The 11,601-nt window shown below is 65.8% G+C and carries 13 protein-coding genes and 1 pseudogene; 10 read left to right on the forward strand and 4 right to left on the reverse strand.

Going from position 1 to position 11,601, the window contains the following annotated elements; all coding sequences use genetic code 11:
* Positions 1-77 precede the first annotated feature (77 nt).
* Together HMPREF1224_RS14260 and HMPREF1224_RS14265 are read right to left on the reverse strand one after the other, a co-directional pair.
* Positions 78-1,079: an LLM class flavin-dependent oxidoreductase gene (locus HMPREF1224_RS14260; RefSeq protein WP_010793054.1), complete on the reverse strand. Its 1,002-nt coding sequence runs from the start codon at positions 1,077-1,079 to the stop codon at positions 78-80.
* Positions 1,080-1,229: 150 nt separating this feature from the next.
* A complete protein-coding gene (locus tag HMPREF1224_RS14265) occupies positions 1,230-1,844 on the reverse strand; it encodes a TetR/AcrR family transcriptional regulator (protein ID WP_003089808.1) in 615 nt (204 codons plus the stop codon).
* A gap of 187 nt (positions 1,845-2,031) precedes the next feature.
* On the opposite strand from HMPREF1224_RS14265, the gene HMPREF1224_RS46085 reads away from it, so the two are divergent.
* On the forward strand, positions 2,032-2,151 hold the full coding sequence (locus tag HMPREF1224_RS46085; protein WP_003116878.1) for a PA2485 family small membrane protein: 120 nt from the start codon (positions 2,032-2,034) through the stop codon (positions 2,149-2,151).
* A 16-nt stretch (positions 2,152-2,167) separates the two neighbouring features.
* Positions 2,168-2,362 (forward strand): type III secretion system co-regulatory protein PtrC, encoded by a 195-nt coding sequence (ptrC, locus tag HMPREF1224_RS14270; protein ID WP_003089814.1) that lies wholly within the window; start codon positions 2,168-2,170, stop codon positions 2,360-2,362.
* 25 nt (positions 2,363-2,387) lie between these two features.
* Here ptrC and HMPREF1224_RS14275 read toward each other — a convergent pair whose 3' ends face one another.
* Positions 2,388-2,660, reverse strand: a complete 273-nt coding sequence (locus HMPREF1224_RS14275; protein WP_003089816.1) for a hypothetical protein — start codon at positions 2,658-2,660, stop codon at positions 2,388-2,390.
* Positions 2,661-2,757: 97 nt separating this feature from the next.
* Here HMPREF1224_RS14275 and HMPREF1224_RS14280 point away from each other — a divergent pair, with 97 nt between their 5' ends.
* The 6 genes and pseudogenes from HMPREF1224_RS14280 (at position 2,758) to HMPREF1224_RS14300 (ending at position 7,816) form a co-directional block, all read left to right on the forward strand.
* Positions 2,758-3,522, forward strand: coding sequence for an AraC family transcriptional regulator (locus HMPREF1224_RS14280; protein ID WP_003122659.1), 765 nt, complete (start codon positions 2,758-2,760; stop codon positions 3,520-3,522).
* A gap of 26 nt (positions 3,523-3,548) precedes the next feature.
* Complete coding sequence (locus HMPREF1224_RS14285; protein WP_003113300.1) at positions 3,549-4,364, forward strand: AraC family transcriptional regulator; 816 nt, start codon at positions 3,549-3,551, stop codon at positions 4,362-4,364.
* Positions 4,365-4,444: 80 nt separating this feature from the next.
* Positions 4,445-4,819: a cupin domain-containing protein gene (locus HMPREF1224_RS14290; RefSeq protein ID WP_003089825.1), complete on the forward strand. Its 375-nt coding sequence runs from the start codon at positions 4,445-4,447 to the stop codon at positions 4,817-4,819.
* Between the two features lie 376 nt (positions 4,820-5,195).
* Positions 5,196-5,669, forward strand: a complete 474-nt coding sequence (locus HMPREF1224_RS45270; RefSeq protein WP_123822998.1) for a hypothetical protein — start codon at positions 5,196-5,198, stop codon at positions 5,667-5,669.
* Positions 5,657-6,821: pseudogene (locus HMPREF1224_RS14295) on the forward strand (peptidase domain-containing ABC transporter); the annotation flags it as partial. The gene HMPREF1224_RS45270 and the pseudogene HMPREF1224_RS14295, both read left to right, overlap by 13 nt.
* Positions 6,821-7,816, forward strand: a complete 996-nt coding sequence (locus tag HMPREF1224_RS14300) for a TolC family protein (RefSeq protein WP_010793055.1) — start codon at positions 6,821-6,823, stop codon at positions 7,814-7,816. The pseudogene HMPREF1224_RS14295 and the gene HMPREF1224_RS14300, both read left to right, overlap by 1 nt.
* Positions 7,817-7,955: 139 nt before the next feature.
* Here the strand turns inward: HMPREF1224_RS14300 and mexS are convergent, their stop codons facing one another.
* Positions 7,956-8,975 carry an oxidoreductase MexS gene (mexS, locus tag HMPREF1224_RS14305; RefSeq protein ID WP_010793056.1) on the reverse strand — a complete coding sequence of 340 codons (1,020 nt, stop codon included), beginning with the start codon at positions 8,973-8,975 and terminating at the stop codon, positions 7,956-7,958.
* 220 nt (positions 8,976-9,195) lie between these two features.
* On the opposite strand from mexS, the gene mexT reads away from it, so the two are divergent.
* Both mexT and mexE read left to right on the forward strand, forming a co-directional pair.
* A complete protein-coding gene (gene mexT / locus HMPREF1224_RS14310; protein ID WP_003089829.1) occupies positions 9,196-10,110 on the forward strand; it encodes a multidrug efflux system transcriptional regulator MexT in 915 nt (304 codons plus the stop codon).
* Positions 10,111-10,340: 230 nt separating this feature from the next.
* Entirely contained in the window at positions 10,341-11,585 is a 1,245-nt protein-coding gene (gene mexE / locus HMPREF1224_RS14315; RefSeq protein WP_003103549.1) for a multidrug efflux RND transporter periplasmic adaptor subunit MexE, read from the forward strand.
* The last annotated feature ends 16 nt before the right edge of the window (positions 11,586-11,601 follow it).

The following is an 11,601-nucleotide window of genomic DNA, read 5'->3' on the forward strand; positions in this document are numbered from 1 at the left end:
AGTTTAGAACCAAAAAACCTATCGCCGAAAGACCCTACCGCACGCAGGTCTACATCATTTTCCCTACAGGCCCCGGATCACGCCCCTTTCAGCCCCGCGACGATTTCGCAAGAGCGCAGCCGATGGGCGTGCTCGTAGAAGTCGCTGGTGAAGATAAGCTCGTCGGCGCCGGTCTGCTCCAGGAGGATCTCCAGGCGCGCACGAACCTTCTCCGGACCGCCGATCACCGCCAGGCCGAAGAAGCTGCCGACCGCATCCTGCTCGTGGGGCAGCCACAACGGCGCCATACTTTCCACCGGCGGCTTCTGTTTCAGGCTCTCGCCGCGGATCAGCGCCAGCACGCGCTGGAAGGCGGTAGTGACGAGGAACTCGGCCTCTTCGTCGGTAGGTGCGGCGATCAGCGGCACGCCGATCATCGCGTAAGGTTTGTCGAGTACCGCCGAGGGCTGGAAGTTGCTGCGGTAGATGCGCAGCGCCTCGTGCAGGTAACGCGGTGCGAAATGCGAAGCGAAGGCATAGGGCAAGCCTTTCTGCGCCGCCAGGTGAGCGCTGAACAGGCTCGAACCGAGTAGCCAGATCGGCACCTGGGTACCCTCGCCCGGCACCGCCAGCAGGCTCTGCTGGGAACGGCGCGGGCCGAGCAGCATTTCCAGCTCGGCGACCTGCTCGGGGAAGTCGTCGCCGTTGCCCAGGCGGTCGCGACGCAAGGCGCGCATGGTCGCCTGGTCGGCGCCGGGGGCGCGGCCAAGGCCGAGGTCGATGCGGCCCGGGTAGAGCGTCTCCAGGGTGCCGAAGTTTTCCGCCACCACCAGCGGCGCATGGTTCGGCAGCATCACCCCACCCGAGCCGACGCGGATCCGCGAGGTGCCGCCGGCGATATGGCCGATCAGCAGCGCGGTGGCGGAGCTGGCGATGCCATCCATGTTGTGGTGCTCGGCCAGCCAGAAACGGTTGAAGCCCAGGCGCTCCACATGGCGCGCCAGGTCCAGGGAGTTGTGCAGGGCTTCGGCCACGCTGCCGCCGGTGCGCACCGGCACCAGGTCGAGCATGGACAGGGGAATATCAGCAAGCGTTGTCATGAAAGCTCCAATCGGCAGCGGGCGATGGCCGGGGCGCGAGACACGCGCGGAAGGACCTCGCCCGGGGTTTGGATCAATTCTATATCACGCGTTATAGTTTTTGCCCACGGAGAATCCATGGGCTTTTTCCAGTCAAGGCGCGCTGTGGCGTCAGGCGGCCTCGACCGCCAGCAGGGAATCCCAGGCCGCCATCGCGCAGCGGCCGATGGCCAGCAACTGCTGGCGGCTGGCGCCGTCGCGGGCCTGGATCGACAGGCCCTGGAGCACGCTGCTGTAGAAACTGGTGAGCGCGTCGAGATCGGCTCCGGCCGGCACGTCGCCGTCGGCCACGCCTCGTGCGAAACGCTCGCGCAGCAGGCGCGCGGCGCGCCGCCGGTGATCGCGCAGGTAGTCTTCGACGCCTTTGTTGGCCGGCGAGAAATTGGTCGTGCTGAGGTCGACCAGGCAACCGCGCGGCTTGCCTTCCGTGGTGTAGCTGACGGCGGCGCTTTCCAGCAGCGCGGCGATCGACTCGCGCGCCGTCGGCAGGGCGAAGGCGCCCTTGGAAAGCTGGCACTCCTGGCTCAGGTAGAGTTCCACCGCCGAACGGAACAGCGCCTCCTTGGAACCATAGGCGGCATACATGCTCGGCGCGCAGATGCCACCCATGGCCTCCTTCAGCGCGGCCATGGTCGCGCCTTCGTAACCGGCCTCCCAGAACACGTCGAGCGCCCGGCGCAATGCCTGTTCACGATCGAAGCCGCAGGGGCGTCCACGCTTGGCCATGGGAATTCCTGAGAAAAAAACACGTCATATGGTAACACCGGCGAACAGTCGCAAGGCTGGAGGGGGTCGCTTGATCCATCACCGCGCTCGATATACACCATGCAGGCTTTTTACTTCTGCCGGTTCTCCCGCTGGGCAAACATGCTCTCCAAGGGCAGACGCCCACCCTTCCCCAGGAGAACCGATCATGTCCAGCTTCAGCGCCCTCGCCAGCTACTTCGCCGCTTCCGCGTTCTACAGCAATGCAGTGACCCCTACTCGCCCGGTTCAGGCCAGCGCGCCCGCATCGACCAGCGAGAAGAAATGAACCCAAGGAGGCATCCATGCTCTCAGCCCGCTCCCGCAAGGCCCCGACCTATGGCGTCACCTATGTGAGCCTCGAGGATTGCACCCTGCACTTCGAGACCGAGTACATCATCGAGCGCCGCGACGGCAGCCTCGCGCACATGCCGATGCGCACGCCGGTCAGTGAGCGCGAAGCCCTGCAACGCCTGATCGAAAGCTGCATCGACGACTGATACCTCCAGTGCCCGTGTGCCGCTCTCAGGAGCGGCCAGCGGCGTTTTCCCAATCCGCCACCAGCGTCCGCAGTCGCGCGTCGCGCAGTTCGAAGAGTTCCAGCAGCCCCAGTGCCCGGATCGCCGGCAGCAGGGCGCGCAGGTCTTCTTCAGCCTGCCGCCGTTGCGCCGCGGGCAGTTCCTCCTCAAGCAGCAGCCGGGCGTTGGCGATGAACGCGCCGACGCTGCCCTTGCGTATCTCCACGCCGCCCAGGCGGATGCGGTCCTGTCGGTCGGGAAGGATGTCTTCGGCTTTCATGGCGTGCTCCAGGCAAGAATGATGAGCCGCCAGGCTACATCCGCAGTCGAATGGCCTATTATCCATCCCGAGCCAATCATCGTCGCTTTTCCGCCAAATGCTTCCGGAACCCCTGCCCGTCCCGCTCTTCGCCCTGCGCATCGACCGCGCAGCCAGCCGCACGGCCTCCCACCGCCATGCCTGCGGCCAGCTCTACTGCCTGGAGCGCGGTCTTCTGGTGGTCGAGGACGAGCATGGCCGCCAGGCCCTGCCTCCGCGCCAGATCGCCTGGATCCCACCGGGTCACCCACACTCGGCGCACTCCCACGGCAGCCTGGCGGGCTGGAGCGCCTACCTCGCCGCCGAACACTGCCGCGACCTGCCCCGGCACCCCGGCGTGCTCGCCTGCTCGGCTTTCGTGGCGCTGATCGTCGAACGCGCCACCCGCTGGCCGACCGGCTCCGCCTGGAGCACCGAACGCGAGAACCTGCTGCGCGTGCTGCTGGACGAACTGCGCCACGCCGTGCCCCAGCGGACCCGCCTGCCCTATCCGGGGGATTCGCGCCTGCGCAGGATCGCCGAGGCATTGCTGGCCAACCCCGGCGATCCGCGACCGGCGGCCGAATGGGCACGCTGGGCGGGCCTCAGCAGCCGTAGCCTGAGCCGGCTGTTCGGCGCCGAGACCGGTATGAGCTTCGCGCAATGGCGGCAACTGGCGCGACTGCACGCGGCCGTCGAACGGCTGGCAGCGGGCCAGGCGGTCGGCGAGGTCGCCTGGTCGCTCGGCTACGAAAGCCCGAGCAGCTTCGCCAGTGCCTTCCGCACAGTATTCGGCGAGACGCCGTCCGGCTATTCCAGTCGCGCCAACGAAGCGCTAGCCTGAACCTTCCGCGCCACGAGCCTTTCCCCATGAGCCACGCCAATACGCCCCGCGACTGGGTTCGACGCGCCCCGCAACACGGTGCGGTGGAACGCATCGAGGCTTACTTCGCCGGCCACGGCTACGATCCGCATCGCCACGACACCTATGCCATCGGCCAGACCCTGGCCGGGGTGCAGAGCTTCCGCTATCGCCGCAGCCAGCGCCACAGCCTGCCGGGCGGCTGCCTGGTGCTGCATCCCGACGAGCTGCACGACGGCGAGGCCGGCAGCCAGGAAGGGTTCCGCTACCGGATGCTCTACGTCGAGCCGGCGCTGATCCAGCAGGCCCTCGGCGGCCGGCCGCTGCCGTTCGTGCGCGGGGGCTTGTCCGACGACCCGCGCCTGATCGCCGCCAGCCGGGCCCTGCTACAGGCCATGGATACCCCGCTGGAGCCGCTGGAAGAACAGGACGCCCTGTTCGAACTGGCCCACGCCCTCGACGCCGTGGCCGGCAACCGGGCGCGCGGCAGGCGCCACTTCGACTTCGTCGCCGCCGAGCGCGCCCGGCAGTACATCCACGCGCACCTGGAGCGCCCGCTGGGCCTCGACGAACTGGCGCAGGTCGCCCAGCGCGAACGCTGGAGCCTGTCGCGCGATTTCCGCGCGCTGTTCGGCACCAGCCCCTACCGCTACCTGATCCAGCGCCGGCTGGACATCGCCCGCCGGCTGATGCTCGGCGGCCAGACGCTGGCCGAAGCCGCGCTTGCCGCCGGTTTCGCCGACCAGAGCCACATGACCCGCCATTTCGGCCAGAGCTACGGCCTGCCGCCGGCACGCTGGCTGCGTATGCTCGGCCGCGCCTAGCCAGGTTGCACGATCATCCAAGACCGCCCGCTCCGTAGCCGCCTACCCTGGCGCCAGAGACCAACCACCGGAGCGCACCGATGTCCACCAGCACAACCCAAGCGATCAACTTCGCCGCCAAGCTCGCCCTGTTCGACGACCGCTGGCAACCCAGGGTGATCGCCCAGATGAACGACTACCAGTTCAAGCTGGTGAAGATCGAAGGCGACTTCGTCTGGCACAGCCACGCCGACACCGACGAGACCTTCATCGTCCTCGCCGGTCGCCTGCGCATCGATTTCCGCGACGGCGCGGTGCACCTGGGCCCCGGCGAGATGTATGTGGTGCCGCGCGGCGTGGAGCACAAGCCGTTCGCCGAGGGCGAGGTGCGCATGCTCCTGGTGGAGCCCTGCGGCGTGCGCAATACCGGCGACCAGGGCGGCGAGCGGACGGCCGTCAACGATCTGTGGATCTGAACGAATAAGCAGTGTGCTTTGGCGGCAATGTATATTCGCGCCGCCATAGCGCCTACATATACATGCAAACCTGCCATTGGAGACATCCTCTAAAACACAGCACGCTCAAGAATAAAAACTGCCAAGGCACATAATAAATTTCCAAAACCGCCAGAAACGACACATCTCCACATCCTTCAAAAACCCCTCCCAAGGGCATTTCAAAAGCGCCACCCCACCTAGACCGTCAAACATGCTTCTGTCTACTCCATGATACCCAAAGCCTCTCACGCAAGAAAAATCCATTAGTTTTCACAGAATTCTCTTACACACATCAAAAACGATATCGTGCTAAAAAACTAACGCCACACCACCCCAACCAGCAGGGAATATAAAATTGTCAGAACACAATTTTAGCAAACTCAAAATCAGGAGAAGTCCTACACTCATAATTTCCGGCTACGGAGCGGGAATCGCCATACTCTTCTCAATCTTCAATGACCAACTAGGAATGGAGAAAAAATGGCTAGCAACCATTGACGCAACATTATCAATCTGCGCCATAATATTTTACACAGGAATCATTCATCTTATTTCAACAACAAAAGCGCTTAAAGAGCTAAACAAAGAAAAATCTAACCAACTAGAGCCACGAAAACGCATTCAAACACTTAGCGGGCTTCTAATCATGATCTCCACAGGTTTATTCGGCCTCTATCTGATTGGCAATAGCGATATATCACCAGGAGCAAAACTGTCATCATCTACAACCGGCCTAATACTACTTAGCTCTTGCATTATCGCTTTACTAATAACTTTTGAAAAAATCTCAAAGGAGTTATCAGGTGCGCGAACTAAATCGCCGCCATGAGCCTCTACGCCCTCGGCCGCTGGATCTGGTACCGGCCGTTGCGCAACGCCACCGAGGAGCAGATCGTCGAAGCTGTTCCAGCGCCAGGACGAGCGCCGCTCGGTATGGCTCGGCCTGCTGGTGGAACAGATCAACGCCGGCCTGCGTACGCAGAAGCTGCAACTGTTCTACCAGCAGCTCAACGGCCTGCTGTTCGGCGTGGAGAACCTGCTGGTGATCTGGCTCGGCGCGACCATGGTGATGGACGGCCAGTTCAGCGTCGGCATCCTGATGGCCTTCAACGCCTACAAGTCGCAGTTCGACAGCCGCGTCGGCAGCCTGATCGACAAGTTCTTCGAGCTGCGCATGCTCCAGTTGCAGGGCGAGCGCCTGGCCGACATCGTGCTCCAGGCCCCGGAGGTCAGCCACGGCGACATCCTCCCGGAGAACCTCCGCGAGCGCGAGGCGAGCATCGAGATCCAGGGCCTGCGCTACCGCTACGCGGAACAGGAGCCCTGGGTCCTCGACGGCCTCGACCTGCGCATCGCCGGCGGCGAGTCGGTGGCCATCGTCGGCCCCTCGGGCTGCGGCAAGAGCACCCTGTTCAACGTCCTGCTGGGCATCCTCCCGCCAGTGGAGGGACAGATCCGCATGGCCGGCCTGGACCTTGCGCAACTGGGCCTGGACGGCCTGCGCGAACTGGTCGGCACGGTGCTGCAGGACGACGTGCTGTTCGCCGGTTCGCTCAGCGACAACATCAGTTTCTTCGACCCGCAACCGGACATGCCCTGGCTGCTGCAGTGCGCGCAGATGGCTGCCATCCACGATGACATCCAGGCCATGCCGATGGGCTACAACACCCTGGTCGGCGACATGGGCACGGTGCTCTCCGGCGGCCAGAAGCAGCGGGTGATGCTGGCCCGGGCGCTGTACAAGAAGCCGCGCATCCTGTTCCTCGACGAAGCCACCAGCCACCTCGACGTACACTGCGAACAGCGGGTCAACGCCGCCATTCGCGCGCTGCGCATCACCCGCATCATGGTCGCCCATCGGCCCGAGACCATCGCCTCGGCGGACCGCGTGATAGTCCTCGGCCAGGGCAAGGTAAGCCTCGACGAAAGCACCGCGCGCCTGGCCGAACGCCAGGCCGCCGCGGCGCGGGAGCAGGCCTGATGCGTGCCCTCGCCGGCCTGTTGTGCGGCCTGCTCGGCCTGGTTCCCGGCGCCGCCGCCTACGAGCCGGACGTGTTCGGCACCGCCGGCCAGGTCGCCGGCCAGGCCTACTACGACGCCCTCGCCGCCCAGCGCAGCCTGGCCGCCTCGCGGCAGGTCGCGGAGCTGGCGGCGCAGAACCTGGAAGCCGCCGACGCCAAGTACCGGGCCGGCGCCGCCGCCCTTTCCGATCGCCTGCAGGCGCAGACCGCGCTGTCCCAGGCGAGCCTCGCCCAGGTCCGCGACGAAGGCGCCCTGAGCAACGCCCTCGGCGTCATCGCCCTGTGCATGGGCCTGGCGCCGGATACCCCGCTGCGCCTCTCCGGCGAGCTGGAGGCGCAACCCGACACCGGCTTCGTCAAGGCCATCGACGAGATGCTCGCCGAAGCCCGCCGCGAGCATCCGGCGCTGCTCGCCGCCCAGGCGCGGCTGAAAGCCGCCGCCGCCTCGGTGGAGGAAAGCCGCGCCGCCGGCCGGCCGAGCCTGGCGCTGAGCGCCAACCTGGCACGCAGCCATAGCGACCAGGCGATGGCGTTCAACGGCGATACCCGCGAACGCGACCGCAGCATCGGCCTGCAACTGAACATCCCGTTGTTCGAAGGCTTCGAACGCACCTACCAGGTCCGCAACGCCCTGGCCCTCCGCGAAGCCAGCGAAGCGGAGCTGGCCGACACCGAGCAGCAGGTTTCGCTGGAGGTGTGGAACAACTACCAGTCGCTCAGCGTCGAGACCCGCAGCCTGGCGCGCACCCGCGAACTGGTCGAACAGTCGCGGCAAAGCCTGGAGGTGGTGCAGGGCCGCTACCGCTCAGGGGTCGGCAGCATGATCGAGCTGCTCAACGCCCTGACCGCCTACGCCAGCGCCGAGGACCAGCACATCCGCGCCCTCGGCAACTGGCAGACCTCGCGCCTGCGACTGGCGGCGAGCCTCGGTCGCTTGGGGCTTCAAATGATCTGAAGCCGGATTACAGATATTTTCAAGAAGAGTCGAACTGTCCCTTTGCTCTCCTAACGCGCTGGCGACCAGAACCCAGAGACCTCTGTCCCCCACGAAAAAGCCCGGCTCGATGGCCGGGCTCTTTCGCTGCGGGTCGTCCTCAATCGGCGACGTGGATCACCACCCGGCCACGCTTCGGACAGGTTTCCATGTAGCGGTGCGCCTCGACCACCTGGTCGAACTCGAATACCCGGTCGACCACCGGTTTGAGCAGGCGATCGCGGGTCAGTTGCTCGATGTGCGCGAGGGCCTTGCTCACCGACTCGTCGTTGCGTTCCAGGCCCATCTCCGGATGACCGGTGAAATCCATCAGGCAGTGGCGGTAGAACTGCAGGTGCTTCTTGAACGCGGCGCAGGCCGGGAACGCCGACTCGTTGCCGCCGTTGCAGCCATACAGCACCAGCTTGCCGCGGGTGGCGGAGACATCGCCGAGCAGGGTCATCTGCGGGCCGCCCAATTCGTCAAGGATGACATTGACGCCCTTGCCCTCGGTGAAGCGCTCGACTTCCAGGACCAGGTCCTGCTCGTCGGTCACCACCACCTTGTCGGCGCCCTGCTCGCGGAGGAACTCGCGCTCCTCGGCGGACTTGGTGGAAGCGATCACCCGCGCGCCGAGAGCCTTGGCCAACTGGATCGAGACCGGTCCGTACATGCGCGCCGCCTCGGTGATCAGCACGGTCTGCCCGGCCTTCAACCCGGCCAGGTCGACCAGGCCGAAATAGGCCACCAGCAGGCCGGTGTAGTAGACGCTGGCCTCCACCGGGGTGAGTACCTCGGGGTATACCGCCAGGGCCGCGCGCGGCATCAGCACCACGTCGCCATAGGCCGGATAATGATCGGGGGTATGGGCGGGGAAACTGGCCACGCGGGAACCCAGCGGCAGGTCGCCGACGCCGACGCCGACCGCCAGCACCTCGCCGGCCAGTTCGAAGCCGAGACCGGACGGCAGCGCAGCCTGCTCCGGGGCCAGGTTCTGACGCCAGAGCACATCCTTCCAGCTCACGCCGATCGCCTGGACACGCACCAGGACTTCCCCTGCGGCCGGCGCCGGGGTCGGCAGCTCTTCGCATTTGAGGACCTCTGGCGGGCCAAACTGATGAAAACGGATCACTCGGGACATCGCAAACCTCTGCAGTGCATCACGGGGTGAATAACCTCATGGGTTGTGACTGTATCCGCCCATGCCTGACAAAACCACCCGTCGTTATTGATAATGGCTATGCCTGTCAGTGATCCTATGCCCCTCCGGCACCTCGCCAGGCCCCGCCCCGTCTCGCACGCAAGGCTTGACGGCGAGCCCCCGCGGTTGCAGCCTCTAGCCCCTGGAAACGAGGAACGCCATGAACCGAAACGACCTGCGCCGCGTCGATCTGAACCTGCTGATCGTGTTCGAGACTCTGATGCACGAACGCAGCGTGACCCGCGCCGCAGAGAAACTGTTCCTCGGCCAGCCGGCCATCAGCGCCGCGCTGTCGCGCCTGCGCACGCTGTTCGACGACCCGCTGTTCGTCCGTACCGGACGCAGCATGGAACCCACCGCGCGAGCCCAGGAAATCTTCGCCCACCTGTCGCCGGCGCTGGATTCCATCTCCACCGCCATGAGTCGCGCCAGCGAGTTCGATCCGGCGACCAGCACCGCGGTGTTCCGCATCGGCCTTTCCGACGACGTCGAGTTCGGCCTGCTGCCGCCCCTGCTCCGCCGCCTGCGCGCAGAGGCGCCGGGGATCGTCCTCGTCGTGCGCCGCGCCAACTATCTATTGATGCCGAACCTGCTGGCCTCGGGGGAGATCTCGGTGGGCGTCAGCTACACCGACGAACTGCCGGCCAACGCCAAGCGCAAGACCGTGCGCCGCAGCAAGCCGAAGATCCTCCGCGCCGACTCCGCGCCCGGCCAGCTGACCCTCGACGACTATTGCGCGCGACCGCACGCGCTGGTGTCCTTCGCCGGCGACCTCAGCGGCTTCGTCGACGAGGAGCTGGAAAAATTCGGCCGCAAGCGCAAGGTGGTCCTGGCGGTGCCGCAGTTCAACGGCCTCGGCACCCTCCTGGCCGGCACCGACATCATCGCCACCGTGCCCGACTACGCCGCCCAGGCGCTGATCGCCGCCGGCGGCCTACGCGCCGAGGACCCACCGTTCGAGACCCGGGCCTTCGAACTGTCGATGGCTTGGCGCGGCGCCCAGGACAACGATCCGGCCGAACGCTGGCTGCGCTCGCGGATCAGCATGTTCATCGGCGATCCGGACAGTCTCTGAGCCCTCCGGCAGCTACCCGCACGAGGCGTCGCAACGGGAAAATCGATCGCGCGCCGCGGGTGTGCGGCTTATTCCATCGAAAGCACTGTCCATAACCATCGACTGTTACAGAAAACGAAAAACCATGTATCACTGTTCGTGATAATCAAAATCTCGTCGTTCGATTAGTTCCCTGCCGGAGCAGCCCGCAGACTTCGCCAATCCCGAAAAACCGACTGGCGGAGTCAAGCATGGAACAGTCATCCCACTTCTCCTGGCGCTACCCCCTCGCACTCGCGGCCGTACTGGTCCTGAGCGCCTGCGGCAAGGCCCCGGAAACCACCCAAGGCATGGCGGCGCCCAAGGTCAGCGTCGCCGAAGTCATCGAACAACCGCTGAACGAGTGGGACGAATTCACCGGCCGCCTGGAGGCCCCGGAGTCGGTGGAGCTGCGCCCGCGGGTGTCGGGCTACATCGACCGCGTGGCCTTCCATGAAGGCGCACTGGTGAAGAAAGGCGACCTGCTGTTCCAGATCGACCCGCGCCCGTTCGAGGCCGAGGTCAAGCGCCTCGAAGCCCAGCTGCAACAGGCCCGCGCGGCCCAGGCGCGGAGCGTCAACGAAGCCCAGCGCGGCGAACGCCTGCGCGCCAGCAACGCGATCTCCGCGGAACTCGCCGACGCCCGCACCACCGCCGCCCAGGAAGCCAAGGCGGCGGTCGCCGCGACCCAGGCGCAACTGGACGCGGCACGCCTGAACCTGAGCTTCACCCGGATCACCGCGCCGATCGACGGTCGCGTCAGCCGCGCCGAGGTCACCGCCGGCAACCTGGTCAACTCCGGGGAAACCCTGCTCACCACCCTGGTCAGCACCGACAAGGTCTACGCCTACTTCGACGCCGACGAACGCGTGTTCCTCAAGTACGTCGAGCTGGCCCGCCAGGCCGGTCGCGACACGCGCAGCGAGAGCCCGGTCTACCTCGGCCTGAGCAGCGAGGACGGCAACCCGCACCTGGGCCGGCTGGACTTCCTCGACAACCAGGTCAACCCGCGTACCGGCACCATCCGCGGCCGCGCCGTGTTCGACAACGCCAAGGGCGAGTTCACCCCGGGCCTCTACGTGCGCCTGAAGCTGGTCGGCAGCAAGACCTACGCCGCCACCCTGATCAAGGACGAAGCGGTCGGCACCGACCTGGGCAAGAAGTTCGTGCTGGTCCTGGATGGCGACAACAAGACCGTCTACCGCACCGTCGAGATGGGACCGAAGCTGGAGGGCCTGCGCATCGTCCGCAGCGGCCTGAGCAAGGGCGACCGGATCGTCGTGAATGGCCTGCAGCGGGTCCGCCCGGGCATGCAGGTGGATCCGCAGAAGGTCGAGATGGCCAGCGCCGACACCCTGGCCACCCTCGCGCGCCTGCGGCAGTCGGTCGGCGACAGCGAACCACCGAAGGTGGCGGCGTCCAAGGACAACGCCACTCGCAACGAGCCGCGCGGCTGAGCGCGGCGATAGGAAG

Source organism: Pseudomonas sp. P179, from assembly GCF_000478485.2.
Taxonomy (GTDB): Bacteria; Pseudomonadota; Gammaproteobacteria; order Pseudomonadales; family Pseudomonadaceae; genus Pseudomonas; species Pseudomonas aeruginosa.